Annotated in this window: 15 protein-coding genes; 7 read left to right on the forward strand and 8 right to left on the reverse strand. The window is 46.6% G+C overall.

The features are described 5' to 3' along the window. Positions 1-199 precede the first annotated feature (199 nt). Positions 200-3,520 (forward strand): preprotein translocase subunit SecA, encoded by a 3,321-nt coding sequence (secA, locus tag P2W83_RS00990; RefSeq protein ID WP_276131808.1) that lies wholly within the window; start codon positions 200-202, stop codon positions 3,518-3,520. Between the two features lie 78 nt (positions 3,521-3,598). Beyond that, positions 3,599-4,183 (forward strand): DUF6580 family putative transport protein, encoded by a 585-nt coding sequence (locus P2W83_RS00995; protein ID WP_276131809.1) that lies wholly within the window; start codon positions 3,599-3,601, stop codon positions 4,181-4,183. A gap of 59 nt (positions 4,184-4,242) precedes the next feature. Here the strand turns inward: P2W83_RS00995 and P2W83_RS01000 are convergent, their stop codons facing one another. Further along, positions 4,243-6,876 carry a WD40/YVTN/BNR-like repeat-containing protein gene (locus tag P2W83_RS01000; RefSeq protein ID WP_276131810.1) on the reverse strand — a complete coding sequence of 878 codons (2,634 nt, stop codon included), beginning with the start codon at positions 6,874-6,876 and terminating at the stop codon, positions 4,243-4,245. A 143-nt stretch (positions 6,877-7,019) separates the two neighbouring features. Further along, on the reverse strand, positions 7,020-9,665 hold the full coding sequence (locus P2W83_RS01005) for a T9SS type A sorting domain-containing protein (protein ID WP_276131811.1): 2,646 nt from the start codon (positions 9,663-9,665) through the stop codon (positions 7,020-7,022). 142 nt (positions 9,666-9,807) lie between these two features. Here P2W83_RS01005 and P2W83_RS01010 point away from each other — a divergent pair, with 142 nt between their 5' ends. The 5 genes from P2W83_RS01010 to P2W83_RS01030 all read left to right on the forward strand — a co-directional run bounded on the left by P2W83_RS01010 (position 9,808) and on the right by P2W83_RS01030 (position 15,008). After that, positions 9,808-10,149: a DUF4157 domain-containing protein gene (locus tag P2W83_RS01010; protein ID WP_276131812.1), complete on the forward strand. Its 342-nt coding sequence runs from the start codon at positions 9,808-9,810 to the stop codon at positions 10,147-10,149. 50 nt (positions 10,150-10,199) lie between these two features. Next, complete coding sequence (locus P2W83_RS01015; protein ID WP_276131813.1) at positions 10,200-10,448, forward strand: 2TM domain-containing protein; 249 nt, start codon at positions 10,200-10,202, stop codon at positions 10,446-10,448. A 73-nt stretch (positions 10,449-10,521) separates the two neighbouring features. Further along, complete coding sequence (locus P2W83_RS01020) at positions 10,522-13,164, forward strand: tetratricopeptide repeat-containing hybrid sensor histidine kinase/response regulator (RefSeq protein ID WP_276131814.1); 2,643 nt, start codon at positions 10,522-10,524, stop codon at positions 13,162-13,164. A 75-nt stretch (positions 13,165-13,239) separates the two neighbouring features. After that, positions 13,240-13,749 (forward strand): response regulator, encoded by a 510-nt coding sequence (locus P2W83_RS01025; protein ID WP_276131815.1) that lies wholly within the window; start codon positions 13,240-13,242, stop codon positions 13,747-13,749. A gap of 119 nt (positions 13,750-13,868) precedes the next feature. Next, positions 13,869-15,008, forward strand: a complete 1,140-nt coding sequence (locus P2W83_RS01030; RefSeq protein WP_276131816.1) for a pyridoxal phosphate-dependent aminotransferase — start codon at positions 13,869-13,871, stop codon at positions 15,006-15,008. Here P2W83_RS01030 and P2W83_RS01035 read toward each other — a convergent pair whose 3' ends face one another. The 6 genes from P2W83_RS01035 to P2W83_RS01060 all read right to left on the reverse strand — a co-directional run bounded on the left by P2W83_RS01035 (position 15,009) and on the right by P2W83_RS01060 (position 19,237). Beyond that, positions 15,009-15,356, reverse strand: a complete 348-nt coding sequence (locus tag P2W83_RS01035) for a DUF4296 domain-containing protein (protein WP_276131817.1) — start codon at positions 15,354-15,356, stop codon at positions 15,009-15,011. It abuts the gene before it with no gap. Between the two features lie 3 nt (positions 15,357-15,359). Beyond that, positions 15,360-16,274 (reverse strand): type IX secretion system protein PorD, encoded by a 915-nt coding sequence (gene porD, locus P2W83_RS01040; RefSeq protein WP_276131818.1) that lies wholly within the window; start codon positions 16,272-16,274, stop codon positions 15,360-15,362. Next, the gene (gene coaBC / locus P2W83_RS01045) at positions 16,255-17,469 is read right to left on the reverse strand and encodes a bifunctional phosphopantothenoylcysteine decarboxylase/phosphopantothenate--cysteine ligase CoaBC (protein ID WP_276131819.1); all 1,215 of its coding nucleotides are present in this window, start codon (positions 17,467-17,469) and stop codon (positions 16,255-16,257) included. The genes porD and coaBC overlap by 20 nt, the downstream gene beginning before the upstream one ends. 107 nt (positions 17,470-17,576) lie before the next feature. Beyond that, the gene (locus P2W83_RS01050) at positions 17,577-17,927 is read right to left on the reverse strand and encodes an anti-sigma factor (RefSeq protein WP_276131820.1); all 351 of its coding nucleotides are present in this window, start codon (positions 17,925-17,927) and stop codon (positions 17,577-17,579) included. Continuing rightward, positions 17,928-18,449 (reverse strand): RNA polymerase sigma factor, encoded by a 522-nt coding sequence (locus tag P2W83_RS01055; protein ID WP_276131821.1) that lies wholly within the window; start codon positions 18,447-18,449, stop codon positions 17,928-17,930. Positions 18,450-18,607: 158 nt separating this feature from the next. Beyond that, on the reverse strand, positions 18,608-19,237 hold the full coding sequence (locus P2W83_RS01060) for a YceI family protein (RefSeq protein ID WP_276131822.1): 630 nt from the start codon (positions 19,235-19,237) through the stop codon (positions 18,608-18,610). Positions 19,238-19,397: the final 160 nt, after the last annotated feature.

Below are 19,397 nucleotides of genomic sequence, written 5' to 3' on the forward strand. Positions count from 1 at the left end.
TTTTTTATACCCTCTAATAATCACCCGTTTACCATTGCTCAAATGCCCTATTTGGCGTAGTTTTGAACCCCCTAAGTGCCAGCCTGTCAGTTTTTTGAATTTGCACGGCTTTTGATACTTATGGTAATTCGCGGCATTATAAAAAGTCAACGAGGCCTGCGGTTGTAAGAACAACATTAGATCATTATAAAACTTTAAGATGTTAGGTTTCCTTTCAAAATTATTTGGTGGCAGCAAGTCAGACAAAGATGTAAAACGCATCCAGCCGATAGTTGCCGAGATAAACCGCTATTTCGACGAATACCAGTCACTGTCTCTCGACCAACTCAGAAACAAAACGCAGGAGTTTCGCCAGCGTATAAAAGAGCACCTGGTAGACATAGATACGCAGATCGCAGAACAAAAAGCAGCTGCTGATCAACACCCTGAAGCAGAAATTCACGAGCGTGAAGCCGTTTACAACGAAGTTGATAAACTGATCAAACGTCGTGATGAACTAATAGAGGAAATACTGGAAAAATTATTGCCAGAGGCTTTCGCTGTTGTAAAAGAAACCTCTCGTCGTTTGAAAGAAAATGAAGAACTGGTTGTAACGGCAACGGAGCTCGATAAAGACCTGGCCCTGGAGCGTGATCATGTGCGCATCGAAGGAGACAAAGCCATTTTCAAAAACACCTGGCAAGCTGCAGGCAGTACTGTAACCTGGAACATGGTGCATTACGATGTGCAGTTGATCGGTGGTACAATATTGCACGAAGGTAAAATATCGGAAATGGCAACGGGTGAAGGTAAAACCCTGGTATCTACCCTGCCCGCTTACCTGAACGCACTTGCGGGTGAAGGTGTACACATCGTTACAGTGAACGACTACCTGGCTCGTCGTGACCAGGAATGGAACGGCCCTCTGTTTGAGTTCCTCGGTCTTACAACAGACTGTATCGACAAACACCAGCCTAACTCGCCAATGCGTCGTAAGGCTTACATGGCCGATATTACCTGGGGCACAAACAACGAATTCGGCTTCGACTACCTGCGCGATAACATGGTGCATCAACCTGAAGAAATGGTGCAGCGTAAACACCATTACGCCATGGTAGATGAGGTGGATAGCGTACTGGTAGATGATGCACGTACACCGCTCATCATCTCGGGTCCTGTGCCTCGTGGCGACGAACAACAATTCCATGCTTTGAAACCGCGCATCGAACGCCTGCTGGAGGCACAACGTCGCGTGATCAACAGCAGCCTTACAGAAGCTAAAAAACTAATAGCCGAAGGAAAAACCGATAAAGAAACCGGCGGTCTGCATTTATTCCGCGCTTACCGTGGTCTGCCAAAAACCGGTGCCATTATCAAATATCTGAGCGAAGAAGGTAATCGCCAGATAATGCAGAAAACTGAGAACTACTACATAGGCGAGCAAAAACGCCATATGCCTATTGTAGATGCCGAACTATACTTTTCGATCGACGAAAAGAACAACAGCGTAGACCTTACTGAAAAAGGTATCGCCCTTATTACAGGCGCTGGCGAAGACCCTAACTTCTTCGTACTGCCTGATATCGGCAGCGAACTGGCAGAGATCGAAAAAATGGGCGTAGGCGCCGAAGAAAAAGCACAGCGCAAGGATCACCTGCTACAAGACTATGCTATCAAAGCTGATCGTATCCACTCTGTACAGCAATTGCTGAAAGCATACACCCTCTTCGATAAAGATGTGGAGTATGTGGTGATGGAGGGTAAAGTTAAGATCGTAGACGAGCAGACTGGCCGTATACTGGACGGCCGCCGCTATAGCGATGGTCTGCACCAGGCGATAGAAGCTAAAGAGAATGTGCAGGTAGAAGCTGCCACGCAAACTTTCGCGACTGTAACATTGCAAAACTACTTCCGTATGTACCATAAGCTGGCCGGTATGACCGGTACAGCCGAAACTGAAGCCGGTGAGCTCTGGAGTATCTACAAACTGGAAGTGGTAACCATACCTACCAACCTGCCAATAGCGCGAAATGACCAGCAAGACCTGGTTTATAAAACCAAGCGCGAAAAATATAAAGCTGTTATCGACGAGATAGAAGCTTTGCAAGCTGCAGGCCGCCCTGTACTGGTAGGTACTACTTCGGTAGAGGTATCTGAATTGCTTGGTCGTATGCTGCAAGCGAAAAAGATACCACACAACGTACTGAATGCGAAACAACACGCTCGTGAAGCGCAGATAGTAGCCGAAGCTGGTTTGGCCGGCGCCATAACCATTGCCACCAACATGGCCGGTCGTGGTACGGATATTAAACTGGGCCCCGGCGTAAAAGAGGCAGGTGGTTTGGCTATCATTGGTACAGAACGCCACGAAAGCCGCCGTGTAGACCGCCAGCTGCGTGGTCGTGCCGGTCGCCAGGGCGATCCAGGTACTTCGCAGTTCTTCGTTTCTCTGGAAGATGACCTGATGCGCCTATTTGGCTCTGAACGCATTGCTGCCCTGATGGACAAAATGGGACACAAAGAAGGCGAAGTGCTGCAACATAGCATGATCACTAAGTCTATCGAGCGTGCGCAGAAGAAAGTGGAAGAGAACAACTTCGGTATACGTAAACGCCTGTTGGAATATGATGACGTCATGAATGCCCAACGTGACGTTATCTACAAACGCCGCAACCACGCACTTTTTGGCGACCGTCTGTCTATCGACCTCGATAACGCAATGTATGACGTTGCCATGGACATGGCTACCCAGTTTGAAGACAGCCGCGACTTTGAAATGTTCCGCATTGAGACCATGAAGCATCTGGCGGTGGAACCTGAGGTAACTGCCGAAGAGTTTGCAAAAGGTGACCTAAATACTATTGGCGATAAACTGTATCACCAGGTGAAGGATTTCTACACCCGCAAAATGCAATCGCTGCGTGAGCACATCACTCCTACCCTGGCGCAAATACAGGCAGAGAACGGCGACCGCGTTGAAAATATCGTGATACCGTTCACAGATGGTATGCGCGGACTGCAAGTGTATGCCAACCTAAAAGACTCTGTAGAACAACAAGGATTACCAGTTATACAGACACTGGAAAAGAGCATGACACTGGCACTGATAGACGATGCGTGGAAAGACCACCTGCGTGCTATGGATGATCTGCGCAACTCGGTGCAAATGGCATCGTATGAGCAGAAAGACCCGCTGCTGATCTATAAATTCGAAGCATTTAACCTGTTCAAGCAGATGATGCTGGAAACCAACCGGAATATCGTGTCTTTCCTGATGCGCGCTGGTATCCCGATGCAGGAACAGCCACCACAGGCTACACAGGAAGCACCTCCCCAAACCGATATGAGCCATATGCACATGAATAAGGAGGAGATAGATGAAGCTGGCCAGGATTACGCTGCTGATGAACACGATGTGTACGAAGAAGAAGGTGGTGTAAAACGCAGTCCCGTACAGGCTGGACCTAAAATAGGACGAAACGATCCCTGCCCTTGCGGTAGCGGCAAGAAGTACAAATCTTGCCATGGCAAAGGCCTTTAATGTGAATAACTGGAAAATGCACGACGAAAATTGTGCATTTTCTTTTTACTTTTGATCCCAGAATTGAGACAAATACAAATGAAACGTAACTACACTAATATCCTTCTGGCAAGCGCTCTTATCGCTATGGCTGCTTTGGCACGTATTGTAAACCGCGAGATCGGTGACCTGCATAACCTTGCACCGGTTGCTGCTGTTGGTCTTTTCGCAGGCGCTGTTGTTGCTAACAAACGTCTTGCTTTCATACTACCGTTGCTGGCGATGTTCATTTCAGATCTTTATTTCCAGTTGTTCGGCACCATTACCTATATGGCTGATGGCAAGCTGGTAACTATGAAAGGTTTCTATGGCCAGGAGCAAATATGGGTATACGGTGCAATGGCTATCGTTACCGTTCTTGGTATGTTCATGGGCAATGTGAAAACCTCTAAGGTACTGGGCTTCTCACTGATGAGCTCTGTGCTGTTCTTCGCAGTATCTAACTTCGGCGTGTTCCTTTCTGGCTATTGGGGAACCGGCGCTGCTGGCCTGGCCAAAACATACACTATGGCGTTACCATTCTTCCGCAATACAGTTATCAGCGACCTGGTAGGCAATGGCTTACTGTTTGGTCTTTATTTCTCTTTGCAGCAGGCCATTAAACCCGCTCCACAACGCGCTTAATCAATATCATTTGAATAGTAAAAGCCCGGCTGCTTAGCCGGGCTTTTTTATTGCAGTTCTTATTGGAATATTGTAACCTGTTGTCGTCCGAGTACCTGTTTATCTCCCAATAATTCAAAAGTGTAAGTTCCTGATGCCACATTGGTAGCTCTTACCTCCATTGCACCACTTCCATCAATCGTTCCAGTTCCGTTTCTCGCTACCCTGCCCATATTATCGATCAGGCGCCACGCGACATTTCCATTTATCGCCTTGCTCTTTGCCGCCAGCCTGAACGCCCCCTTATTGGGATTAGGGAACAGCAAAAATGCATCAGGGGCGTAAGGTATTGTGCTGATACCATTGTTGTATTCCTGCTTTGGAGAACTCCACATGCCTCTGCCATAAGTAGCCGCCCAGATCTTATTGGTTACGTAGTTGATCCCCAGGTCTGTAACATGCACACTAGGCAGATTGACATTGAACTGGTCCCATTGCGTCAGTGTGCTGTCTTTGTAAAACACACCAACGTCAGTACCAACATAGAGGATCGCGTTTGACGTGTCTATTTCGAAACACAACACAGGTACATTAGGCAAACCGGCATTTATCTGCGTCCACGATCCTGCATTATACTCAGCCACTTGCGGACCATTAAACCCGCTAAAGGTGATCCAGAAATGATCTTTGTCTTTAGGATCCACCTTGATATCCGAGATCATTCCATTGTATGGAATTGCCAGCTGGGTAAAACTTGCAGTATTACCAGGCGTAAAAGAATGCGTATAGTATATCTGGTTCGATGAATCGATAACAGCATAAATGGTGGATTGACTGGCTTGGGTCATTGCGAGCCTTAATATGTTTTTATTACTTGGGTTGAGCGGTCCGTTGGTTACTAAGGTCCAGGTAGCCCCTTGGTCGTCGGTAAAATAAATACGCTGATAGCCTGCTACGAGGTGATAATTATTGAAAGGACTGATAAGGTAGGGTGTTATCCATGCGCCATCAGGCTGCCCGGGGATATTATCAGATATAACGGTGGGCCAGCCGCCTGATACCTGGTATATCTTACCATATTGCACCCCTGTATAGTAGGTTCCCGGATCTATTGGGTCTATATGACAATCCATTCCATCACCTCCGGTTTGATCAGTCCAGCTCGTGTTATCCCACGACTTTGTACCGTTGTCTTGCGCTCCTCCTAATACATATCCTGCAAGATCGGCAACAGCATTCCGATAAAACTGGGTGATGCCGAGACCATTGCTGATATCGTTCCAGACGAGGCTTTGCGGACTTTCTGTCCAATAAATACCTCCGTCATTACATTCAAACAGTCGCTGGGATATCAGTGGGTGAAACCCAAGAAAATGTTTGTCTGCATGTACAACCGCTATAGACCCCAGGAATCCGGTCCACTGGTTTACGATCGTCCAGGTGGAACCACCATTGGCCGAATACCATGTGTTTACTCCACCCACATATACTTGTGACGCATTGGCAGGGCTAATGGCAATAGCCAGGTCGTAGTTGCCCTGGCCTGTACAGCCATTTCCCTGCACGTCATTGTTCAGTATATTGTCTGTACAGTTATTTCCATTAAATAACAGGGTAAAGTTCTTGCCCGTATCTACCGACGAATAAACGCCGTGCAGACCTCGCCATTTTGCGGGATCATAACTTGCGACAACGGCTTTAACAACCTTCACGTCGGCAGGTGTAACGGCCAGTGTTATCCGCCACGATTGAGAAAAGCTAGTTACCTGCTGCCACGTGCTTCCTCCGTCTTTCGAGCGGAATATTTGCGCGGGAGTGTTATTGGCGACGGTGTAGAAGCTGGTAGCATAGACAATGTTCGTATCAGTAGGATGATACAGCACCTGCTTGAAATTGCCAGGCTGCACATTATTCCAGTTTGCTCCGCCGTCAAACGATTTATAAATGCCATCGCTGGCAGCCAATATCAGTGCGTTCGTGTCGACCTTATTAATGACCAGTGTGTTGGCCAAACGCAATTGAGATGTGTTCCATTGCAGTCCAGTAGCATTCCACGTGCTTCCACCATCGGTCGACTTCAATACGCCCATACTAAAATGGTCCTTACCATCGCGGTCTCCTGTGCACAGGTATATTGTTTGCGTATTCTTCTGGTTAACGTCTATATCCGATACGCTGATCACCGGCAGATCGTCGGTAAGGCAGGTCCAAGACACACCATTGTTAGTGGTAGTCCAAACTCCTCCACCTGCTGCCCCTATCCACAAAACATTAGAATTCGTCGGATGAAAATCCATCGCATTTATTCGACCAATCCCTCTATAACCGCTGATAGTTGACGAAGGTCCGGTAAACGACCAGTTTGACATGTTGATGCCAGTACCTTTAGCTGCAGTCCCGTCATTTTTCTTTAGGTAGTTCTGCCATTCGCGAGCGGTGGTCATTGGCGATACCATATAACCGTTCTCGTCGGTATGCTGTTTCCAGTACCATAACCAGCGAGAAAAATGATGATCTCTACCCTCTTTTATCGCTTTGCCCATTCTAATGCCGTCATCGTCGTATTCAGATGAGGCTGGTGCCCGTTCGTACTTTAGATAGCTTGAAACAGCATCGCTAAGTTTTACAGGGGCTTTGCTTTCCTCCACCATTGAGGGTTGTGCTTTAGCACAAAATGCAATTAATACGATAGGTAATAGTAACAGCTTTTTCATGTCATAAATGTTTGCAGGAATACATAAATATATTTGACATCAATCAGATAACCTAAGCGTGACAAGTTATCTAACAAACTCGTGACAGTACCCAATCAACTATTAATGAAAAACCCGGCCTTGTGAGCCGGGTTTCTAAAATGTTATCTTACGACGACACGCTTTCGACTGATAATACCTGCATCATCGGTAATTGTGAGCAGATAAATTCCTTTTGCCACATCCTGCGCATTGACATGGAGTAAACCACTGCCGCTAAACACTTGTTCATCTATCCAAGCTTGTTTACCCGTTGCATCCAGCATGACTAGCTTCACTTGTCGGCCGTATAGTTTTTCATTAGTGGCTTTTACAGAGAACCTGCCTTCGCTTGGGTTAGGCATTACCACAACATTATCCGGAGCATACGGTACAATGGCTACAATATTGGTAGTGTCGGTTGTAGTATCTTCTGCCACGTACGATTGCTTGATCGACTTCCAAAGTCCGCGGCCATAAGTTGACGCCCAGATCTCTTTCTTTTTGTAGTTGATACCAAGGTCTGTCACTTCTATGCTTGGAAGGTTTTTATTGAAAGTCGCCCATTGCTTATTGACCGTATCCAGGTAAAAAACACCGAGATCTGTACCTACATACATAATATTGGTTGAAGTATCGATGTTAATGCAATGTACGGGTACATTCGGCAGGTTAGTATTCATTTTCTTCCAGGTGTTTGTGCTGAAGGTGTACTCTACTATCTGGTCGCTGTTGTATCCGCCCAATGTTATATAAAAGTGCTTATTGTCCTTTGCGTCTACTAATATATCTGTAATATTCGCACCTGCGTTCGGACAAGTAATGGAATCAAAGTCTACCTGGCCACCAACAAATGCATGCGTATAAAATACCTTCTTGCTATTGTTATCAGCTACCGCATAGATGGTCGAGTCATTCGACGGAGCCATGGCTAACCTTTCCAGGTTGTTCGTGGTCAGATTTTTACCTGTTATCGATATCCATGATGTACCGGCATCGGTACTGTAATATATATGCCTGTATCCTGCCAGCAGATCAAAGTGGTTGTGCGGGCTAATGATGTACGGTGTTATCCATGCACCAGAAGGATTGCCCGGTATATTGCTGGATATATCATCGTCACCCAATGTCAGAGAGAAGCGGTTCAGATCGCCGTTTTGGTAAGCTGTGTAATAGGTGCCGGGATCTGCATAATCAATTTCACAGTTCATGCCATCGCCGCCTGAAGGGTCACTCCATACACCGAGCTGGTTCATCTTGGTACCATTATCCTGCGCGCCGCCTAACTGATAATCGGCTGTATCAGCAACTGCGTTGCGATAGAACTGCGTGATGCCCATTCCATTGGTCAGATCAACCCATAACGAGGTGGGTGCAGGATTATCCGTCTTGTAAACACCACCATCATTACACTCAAACATTCTACCCGGCACCAGCGGATGAAATGTGAGCCAGTGTTTATCTGCGTGCACTTCTGCCACACCTGCCGCCTGTGCGTACCATTGTGTCACAATGCTCCAGCTGGTACCGCCATTGGTTGAATATCTTGTATTCACACCACCGACAAATATCTTGTTCGAGTTAGTTGGGTCTATAGCTATCGACAGGTCGTACCAGCCCTGGTTACCGCAAGTGGTCAGGCTGTTAGAGTTTGTACCCACCAACAGGTCACCATTACAACCTGTCGGTCCGTATGTTTTTGTAAACGTTTTGCCTGTGTCTGTAGAACTGTAGATACCTTCCAGCCCTCCATTGTTCGTTGCCACTATAGCTTTCACTATAGCTACATTCTGTGGAGTTACAGCCAGGGTAATACGGTTTTTGTTTGTCGTTCCCCCTGCCAGCGTAACTGTGGCCCATGTAGCACCACCATTTTTTGAACGGTATATATTGGCACTGTTGCTGCCTGTATTGGCTGCGTATAATATTGTTGTATCCGTTGGGTGCTGCAATACCTGTTTGAAATTCCCTGTTTGTACCTGCGCCCAGGTAGTACCGCCGTTGTACGATTTATAGATACCATTGCTGGTAGCTAGCGTCAGCGAATTTGTATCTATTTTATTTAGCACGAGTGAGTTTGTCAAACGTGTCTGTGAGGTTGACCAGGTAAGTCCAGTAGCATTCCAGGTCACGCCGCCATCTGTAGATTTCAATACACCTATACTATAGCTGTCGCTCGCATCCCTGTCTCCGGTACAGAGGTACATAGTATTGGGATTGAGTGGGTTCACTTCAAGATCAGATGTACCTAACACCGGCAGTTTATCGGTAAGACAAGTCCAGCTTACGCCATCATTAGTTGTCTGCCATAAACCACCTCCTGCTGTGCATACCCAGTAAGTACCTGCAAGTGTAGGATGAAACTCTATGTTATTTATACGCCCGATACCACGATATCCTCCGTCAGAAGACGTAGGACCCTGGAATTGCCAGTTCGACATATCAGCCACGGTTGTCTTGGCCATCGCACCACCCGCGTTATATTTCTGCCATTCCGTGAAGGTCTTCAACGGCGATACCAGGTAGCCATTCTGATCGGTATGACTCTTCCAATACCAATACCAGCGTCCGAAATGATAGTCCTTGTCTTCTTCTTTAATACCATCTTTAGCGTGTTCTTCAGCTTCCCCATTTTCATGTCGTTCGCTGCGATAATATTCCTCAGCTACATCGGCTAGCTTAACGGGCCCAACATGATTATCATCAATGTATTGGGCATACGAATGCGCACTGGCAAACAGTGCTGTAATGAGTAAAAGTTTCCTTTTCATTTTTAGTATTAACTGATCATTGCCTGAGAGGCATGAAAATTTTAGCTTGGAATTAACAGGGGAAAATAGAAAATATTCTTCATAAAACGTATGACTAAATCCTTTTGGGGGTAATAATCTGATAACTTACAACCTGGTAAACATGAAAAATATTTCAATAAAACAGAATTCCTGGATAGCGGCGGTGGCGGCACGCAGGCTTGGCTACAGGTATTTGGCCATGGTCATAGGAAAGACAATACATCTGCACAATGTGAATACAGCTGAGTTTGTACGAAATAAACGCTGGCTGATCCACGAGCTGAAACATGTCGACCAGTTTCAGCAGCACGGGTTCTTAAGCTTCCTTTGGCTGTATATGAAAGAGCATTTGAGAAGCGGCTACTATAACAACAAGTATGAACTGGAAGCGCGAAACGCGGAAACAGACGAAAGTCTGTTGAAAAAATATGATATATCACCTTATTTTAAGGTAATGAGCTGATTTCGTTTTATCATACCCAGCAATTATCTTTGCGCAAAATCCAACAACTGATGCCTCAAAAAATAAAGCCGACCGCTACGCAAAAACGTAACTTCTTTATTCATCTTATCGTATTCCTGATAGCTTCTGCCATTATGTGGCTGACTTACGACAAGGGCGTAGAAGGTTGGGCTTACCCTTGGCCAGCATGGATCACCGCTGCATGGGGTCTTTCTCTGATCGGTCACTGGTGCGCTGTATATACCAGCTTCGAAGATCCAGGCCACGAAGAGTTCATTCGCCAAACAAAGAACGGATAATTAACTGCAACGAAATATTCAGCCCCTTGCTTAACAGCAAGGGGTTTTTAATTTTATACGACAACAGTCAACTATGGACACCCCCAGGTATAAAGAACTCCAGGAAATATACGACTCGCTACACAACGAACGGGCACGCATCGACACGCTGATTGAAATGGCCATGGAAGTGCGCAACTTCGATGTAGACAAGGCAGCGGTGATAGCCGACGAAGTGATCGCGCGATCGGAGAAAAGCGGCTACAGGCTTGCTAAAGGCCGGGGCCTTAACCTGAAGGGCTGGTGTTTCTGGCAACAGGGCGAGTATGATGACGGCATCGCGATCCTGGAAGAGGCACTCAAAGTGGCGCGCGAGATAAACCATAAACCGCTGGAAGCAAGGATACTCAACAACTTTGGATATATCTACCGCGACCAGGGTGAGCTTGCCGAAGCGTTGAACTACTTTGAAAAAGCCCTTGCTATCAACGAGAACCTCGGCGACGAAGTAGCGCAGTCGGTAAACCTGGCCAGTATCGCTTATATCAATTACGATCTGAACGACTACGAAAATGCTTTGGAGTTTGCGCTGAAGTGCTTGCCTATTTTCGAGAAGGCCAACGATGTGCATCGCCTTAACTCATTGTACAATATCCTCGGGAATATCTACTTCAAACAAGAGCAGTACGACGAAGCACTACGCTATTTTGAAGGCAACCTTGATCATAGCGAACCCGACACCGCCATGCACATCACGTCTATCAGCGGAGTCGGAAAGGTGTACTACAAGATGAACAATTTTGCCGAGGCGTCGAGATACTTGTACAACGCACTCGAGCAATCACAGGAACTTGGTAACGTCGAGGTACAGATAATTTGCCATTACTACATAGGGCGAATGATGATGGAGGAAAACAATTATCGCCAGGCACTGCAAAGCCTCGATTCGGCATTCGAGCTGGCCGATGAATACCAGCGGAAACACGACGTGATGAGCGTACACGAAGGCCTTTCTATCCTGTATGATAAGATGGGCGATATACCCAAAGCTTTCCATCACCTGAAAGCTTACGAGGAGCTGAAGGAGGAGATATTCAAACAAACCACTTTCAACAAGCTGCGCAACCTGCAAACCCGCCAGCAGATAGAACTGGCGCAAAAAGAAAAAGAGGTGGCCGAACGCACTGCCAACCTCAAACAGCAGTTCATGGCCAATATGAGCCATGAGATACGCACACCAATGAATGCTATCGTGGGGATGACACGCCTGCTGCTAAGCCGCGAGCCGCGCGACGAGCAAAAAAAATACCTCAATGCCATACGTCAGTCGGCCGACAACCTGCTGGTTATTATCAACGATATTCTCGACCTGTCCAAAATAGAAGCTGGCAAGATCGTTATCGAACAAACAGATTTCGCCTTGCGCGAGATCGCGCAAAGCATGCGCGACATGCTTCTGCTTAAAGCTGAAGAGAAAAACGTTGACTTCCGCCTGCAAATAGACCCCGTCATACCTAACCGTATCGTAGGTGACCCGACCCGTGTCAACCAGGTGCTGATCAACCTTGCAGGTAATGCCATCAAGTTTACAGAGAAAGGTTATGTGGAGGTGTCTGCAAAACTGCAGAAACCTGAGAACGGTAAGATCTGGATACAGTTTGATGTTACCGACACCGGTATTGGTATTGCACCCGACTATGTAGATAAGATATTTGAAAGCTTCACACAAGCAGGTACAGACGTGGCCAGAAAATTTGGTGGTACAGGCCTGGGACTGACCATTTCGCGCCAACTGGTAGAACTGATGCAAGGTACAATTTCAGTAAAGAGCAAACTGGGCGAAGGAACTACGTTTACTGTGATCATTCCGTTCGAGGAATCATCCATCCAGTCCGTAGCTGCCTCTGCAGACATAGTAGACGACGATACTATGCAGCGTCTCAACAAAGTGAAGCTGTTACTTGTTGAAGACAATGAGTTTAACCGTATGGTTGCTGAGGATACATTGAAGGAGATCCTACCCGGAATAACTATAGATATTGCCGTAAACGGACAGGAGGCTGTAGACCGCGTACAGCAGGAGCAATATGACATGCTGCTGATGGACATACAAATGCCTGTAATGGATGGACTAACGGCAACGCACATCATTCGCAAGAAATTGCAAGCACCTACCCGCAATGTGAAAATAATAGCCATGACCGCCAACGTGCTGCAGGAAGATGTAAAGCAATATTTCGATGCCGGGATGGACGCTTATGTATCCAAACCATTCCAGACTGACGAATTATTGCTGAAGATGGCAACCGTACTTGAGAACAGGTTGCCGAGGCCGCAGGTTGACCTGGAGAAAAAGCCTATAGCTTCTCCACAAATGCCTCCCCTGCCCAATAAGGTAACCGATATGCAGTTCCTGAAACAGTTCACCGGCGGCAAAGTGGACAAAATGAACAAGTACATAGGCATGTTCCTGGAGAATGGTCCGCGACTACTGACCAACGTTGAGCAGTCACTTGACAAAAAGGATTATCCATCGCTTAAAATTGCTGCTCATTCACTGAAACCGCAACTGTCGTATATGGGCGTGAAGGAAGATGTTAGTCATATATTTTTAATAGAACAGACAGCAGGCGAATCGGCACACTACGAGCGTTTGCCTGAACTGGTAACCAACCTGAAACGCATTTGCGAAAAAGCTTTTGAGGAATTGAGAAGCCCGGATATTACTAACTCTTAGTGACCACAATCACTGATCGTTATTTTTGTTTTGTAATTATTTTTTCTATTTTTCTACGAAATTGAACACAGCACTATGGCTAACAATAAGCGCCACATGTTCCTGGTAGACGATGAGCCTATCCAGAACGAAATGTTGAAAGACTATCTGTCTGAACGCTTCCTTTATGATATCAGGGTTTACGACAACGGCGAAGATGCGTTGCAACACATGAACCTCGACCCCGAGATCATTGTGCTGGATTATCATCTGAATTCTCACAAAGCAGACGCCATGAACGGCGTACAAGTGCTGAAAAAAGTAAAGGAACAATATCCGGGCACACAGGTGATCATGCTCTCTGGCCAGGATAAAATAGACGTGGCTATAGACAGCATGAAATATGGCGCTTATGACTATGTGGTGAAGGGCGAAACAGCTTTTTCTCGCATGGAGAACGTGCTGAACAACGTTAGCGAACTGCACAAAGTAAAGACCATCAACAAAGGTTATAAGAATACCATTATCCTGTTGGCGGTGGCTTTGGCGGTAATTATCGCGCTGTCGCTATACCTGTATTACACTGGTGGTGGCGTTCAGCACTAAGCCTAAATAAATCCTATTTTTTACACAACGCTTCTTTAGATTTGCTGTTCTCAATAGCAGGACCAGACATGCAATTAGCTGATAGATTAAACCGTGTATCCGAGCCCCAGACAATAAAAATGGCTAAGCTTGGACGCGAGTTGAAAGCGCAGGGTTTTAATGTTATAGACTTTAGCCTCGGAGAGCCGGATTTTCGCACGCCGGACCACATCATAAAAGCCGCAGAGCATGCCATGTACGATGGCTTTACCAAGTACACGCCGGTAGTTGGCCTGCCGGAGCTGCGCACTGCTATTTCTAAAAAGCTGAAAAGAGATAACAATCTTGAATATGGCATCGACGAGATCATTGTATCTACCGGCGCCAAACAATCACTGGCCAATGCCATACTCAGCCTGGTAAATCCCGGCGACGAGGTGCTAATACCAACACCCTATTGGGTAACATACAGCGCGCTGGTGAAACTGTCTGAAGGCAAGGTTAAATACATCAATTGTACCATCGACACTGACTTTAAGCTTACACCTGCAATGCTGGAGGAAGCGATCAGTGAAGAGACAAAAGCATTTATTTTCTCCTCTCCGTGCAACCCAACCGGTAGCGTTTATTCTCAATCTGAGCTGGCCGGACTGGCAGAAGTGTTCAAGCGTTACCCCAATTGCTTTATCATCAGCGACGAGATCTACGAATACATCAACTATACAGGTAAACACCAATCTATCGCACAGTTCCCCGAGTTGCGCGACCGCGTGGCTGTAGTGAATGGCATGTCAAAAGGCTTTGCTATGACGGGCTGGAGGTTGGGTTACCTTGCCGCACCTAAAGAACTGGTGCAGGCTTGCGAAAAATTACAGGGACAATTCACTTCAGGTGCCAATTCGGTTACACAACGTGCGGCTATTACAGCCCTGTCAGACGACCTGGCACCTACTTACAAGATGGTAGAAGCTTTCCGCGAACGACGTGATTACGTGATCGGTGCACTGAAAGCCATGCCCGGTGTAAAGATCAACTATCCGGAAGGTGCCTTCTATGCCTTCCCTAACATCAGCTCTTTCTTCGGTAAATCTGATGGCACAACAACCATCAATAACGATGAGGACTTCAGCATGTACCTGCTGCATAAAGCGCATGTTACGTCTGTATGGGGCAGTGCATTTGGAGAACCAAACTGCATACGCCTGTCGTTTGCAACATCGATAGAAAACCTGAAAGAAGGTATGCTGCGTATCAGCAAAGCGCTGGCCGATCTGAAATAGCTATTTTATATAACGCCCTTCCAGTTTTGTAGCATCATCTATGAGGCTCTTGTAAAACGTATCCATCACTTCCGGATGCTGTTTATACCAGTTCACACCCTCTACAAATTGCTCGCGGGTTACGTTGTGGTGGGCAAATACATCTGTATAAAACACGGCGAGACTGTCTATATCTTTATTCCTCGACTGGTGCAGCGTATCATCCAGCATACTGCTGTACGCCTCCGCCAGGTGCAGGTCCAGGAATATCTGTTTCATCTTTGCAGGCGGCAAAGGCGGTTCGTCTTTTTGCCACGATTTGCAGGAAAACAACAGCAGTAACGGCAATACCAGGTAAGAAGCTTTCATTGACTATTTGAGGGCGTTATACTTTTGCGCGTTAGGCACATCCATTTGTTGCAGCATGGTGATGTAGATGCCACGCTGTTCTTTAGGTATCTGCGATACTATGCTGGCCAGCTCATTGCTTTTTGCGCCAAAGAAGAACGCCACCAGGATCGAGCCGGGATTTTCTCTGTGCATCTGGGCCAGTTTCACCAGGCCATCGGTCACCAGCTTTCTCGATTCTTCAGGTTTATTGTACATGTTGTCCAGCGACTCGCGGTGGAGTGTGTACCAGTAATCCCTGAATACTTTGAACCTTGGGTTGAGTATTTGATCTATCAGCCAGTACCTGTTACGGTTACCTTCAACAGGTTTCCAGCCGCTAATGCCTTTCGCCTCAGGTGCATTGTTGGCGATATTCTGTGCCTTCTTGAAAAAGTCAGTGCCACCCTCTTTCTGGAAGCTCTCATAGTCGAGCCCCAATACTATATAGCTATAAAAAGCCAGTGTTGCCACAAGGTTCGACACCAGTGGTTCGTTTCCGGAAATGCGGTTGTCGTTATACTCCAGCGGTGTGAACTGGGTGTATTTGAATACAAGGTCTTTGTCCACGAAATTCACGATCGGACTGGCATAACCTGAATTGTACACAGGGCGCGACGCTTGTATATTGAAAGTCGCTTCGTAAATATCATCCTCTACCTTCTTGGTAATGTTGATCATGATATTGCAATCGATGCGCTCAGTAACATTATATTGGTCGTTGGTCCACTTGCGGGTGTTCAAAAAGTCGGTAATAGCCCGTTCCATACCTGTGAACACGCTTTTATCCACGTTCTGGATCGCATTATGCAACACTTTTACTTTGCAGTTAAGCTCCTGTGCCTGCACCGTCATCACTACTGCACTTAGCAGCACTACACTAAACAGTTTTTTCAGCATGTTGTAATTCCACAATATAGTTAACGATAGCCGCGGCAGCTTCCTGTTTGCTTTGCAAAGGCAGTGCCTGCTGGTTGTTGCGGCTTACCAAAGTTATTTTGTTCGTGTCGTGACCAAAACCGGCGCCTTCGTCTTTCAGCGAGTTCAGCACGATCATATCTGCGTTCTTGGCATCCAACTTACCCTTAGCATTCTCCAGTTCGTTGGTCGTTTCAAGAGCAAAACCAACCAAGACTTGCCCTGCTTTCTTACTTCCCCCCAACGAGGCAAGAATATCCTTATTTTTGGTCAGCCTTATATCTAACGTATCGCCCTGCTTTTTTATTTTCTGATCAGCTACCTGGTCTGGCCTGTAATCTGCCACGGCAGCGGCTAATACAGCTACATCCGTCTCTCCAAACACCGACATACAGGCATCGTACATCTCATTTGCACTCTCAACCTTCACCACATTCACGTTTGCATGAAAAACCTGTAAATGTGTAGGTCCCAGCACGAGCGTTACTGCAGCTCCTTTATCAGCCAAGGCTTCAGCAATGGCAATACCCATCTTCCCACTCGAGAAATTACCAATAAACCGCACTGGGTCTATTTTTTCGTAGGTAGGGCCTGCAGTTACCAGCGCTTTTTTCCCTTTCAGGGGTTTATTACCCTGGTTCGCGAAAAAACTCGCAAGATGAGCTACTATATCGGCCGGCTCGGCCATTCTCCCCTCACCTACCAGCCCGCTGGCCAGTTCACCATGTGCTACGGGGATGATATGATTGCCGTAAGAACGTATTTTCAGAATATTATTGCGGGTGCTCTGGTGCAGCCACATATCCTCATCCATAGCTGGTGCTACAAAAACGGGACATATTGCTGAGAGATAAACCGCATTTACCAACGAGTCGCAAAGGCCATTGGCCATTTTAGCCAGGGTATTGGCGCTGCAGGGTGCAATAACCATGGCATCGGCCCAGCGGCCCATCTCCACGTGGTTATTCCAGGCAGCACCATCGCTTACATTGCTGTACACCGGGTGCTTCGACACCGTGGCCAGCGACAGCGGGCTAACGAACTTCTCAGCTGCGGAAGTGGTAATGACCCTCACCTCGGCACCTGCTTTGATCATCTGGCGCACCAGCTCAGGCGTTTTATACGCAGCAATGCTGCCGGTTACGGCCAATACTATCTTTTTACCCGAAAGATCCATGCAAAAAACGGCCTTTTAGGCCTGCTGCAAGGTACAGCTTTTTTAAAAGTTAAATATTGAACAAGGCGTTAATATTAGGTGTGCTGAGTGCTGCAAATGATCACGGCTTATCTACCCATCATCTTTATCACCACAAACCCCAGCACACACAACATTAATACTATCAGTATCGCCAGCCAGGCCCATTGATTGTCTTTAATAGCGCTATGGCGGCGTGTCTTTTTACCGAGCTCGTGGCGCAAGTCATAGTTGAGACGGTCTACCAGTTGTTTGGCCTCACGCGCCGGCAGCTCCTTTAAACCCTCTACGGCATCGCTCTCCATACCTTCTTCTGCCAGCCATTTCTCTACTTCATGTTGCTGTTCAGGGCCCAACTTACCTTCCAGATATGCCTGTAGCATCTCCTCCGGCAGCTTGCCCTTATGGCCATTGTTCAATATGTCGTCCAATCCGCTCATTTAGCGTTTTCCCAGTTTCTTTAAAAGTATCAGTTTCAGGTTGCGTTTACCGTTTTGAATATAGCTCTTTACCTGTGCAAAACTAAACCCGGTCTGTTGCATGATCTGCTCATAACTCTGTTTCTGCAGGTAAAACAATACTACTGATTTCCGTTGCTCTTCGTTCAGTTCTTCCAGCGCCGCGTTCATCTGTTCCAGCGTATACTCTTTCAGCTTCAATTCTTCATTATCAGTAATGGTAGCAGAAACGTTTCCCAGTGCGGAATCATCTGCATGAAAGTGCCTGTCACGCAGGTGTTGAAGGCAATGGTTGCGCATCAGCACATACAGCCATCCTTTAAAATTCTGTATTTCGTCTTTGGGTAAATGCGTTAGCGCCTTCAGGAAAATCTGCTGCACCGCATCCTGCGCTAGTTCTTTATCCTTCAGGTATTTCATGGCCACACCCAGCAGCAGCAAAGTATACCGCTGCAACAGCAAACCCAGCCAGTGGTTGTCGCCACTACGGCGGTAGTGCAGCAACAGCTCTTCATCGGTTTGGTTGTTATGTTGACTGAACTGGTCCAGGTTTCAAACGGTTAACTACCCTAAAGATGAAAAATTCCGCGGATTCCATAAACAGAAAAGCGGCGGGAAAACCCGCCGCCGTCTTTAAAACCACCACACTATAAAAAGCTCGTTTATCCTTTTTGTTGCGCAAACTCTGCGTTGATCACCATATTCACATCGTCGCCTACCACTGCACCACCGGTTTCGGTAACAGCCCCCCATTTCAGGCCAAACTCTTTACGGTTGATCTTGCCGGAAGCCTTGAAACCTGCTTTAGTATTGCCCCATGGATCTTTGACAGTACCACCATAGATCACTGCGAATTTTACTTTTTTGGTCACGTCGCGAATGGTCATGTTACCTTCCAGTTCGTACAGGTTGCCTTTCAGTTTTTTGAAAGAAGTACTGGTAAACTTCATGGCCGGGTATTTTTCAGCGTTGAAGAAGTCGTCGCCTTTCAGGTGCGCATCACGTTTTTCATCGTCTGTATTAATGCTGTTAACGTCTACCGTGAAGTCTATTTTAGCATTGGTAAAATCAGGAGTAGGTGCGTCAATGCTACCGTTGAACATTTTGAAGTTGCCTTCCACTTCTGATATCACCAAGTGTTCTACACTAAACTTCACATTAGAGTGACCTTTGTCCAGCCCCCATTTTGATGGTGTTGCGGTGTTGACCGCTATCAGCTTGCCGTTTGATTTCTGTGCCATAACTCCGAACGGAGCCAGGGCGATGGCGAAAAGGATAAGTGCTCTTTTCATAATTGTTGTTTTAAAAGTTTGTTTTATTTCGTTGTTTGCACAACAAATGTAGATACATTAATTGACACCTCAGATAGTTTTCGCTTATCCATGTATTAGCCTTGCGCGCAGCTGAGCTTTAATAGATTAGACATGCCAACAATTATTAATAGCTGAGCTC

This window comes from Polluticoccus soli, assembly GCF_029269745.1.
Taxonomy (GTDB): Bacteria; Bacteroidota; Bacteroidia; order Chitinophagales; family Chitinophagaceae; genus Polluticoccus; species Polluticoccus soli.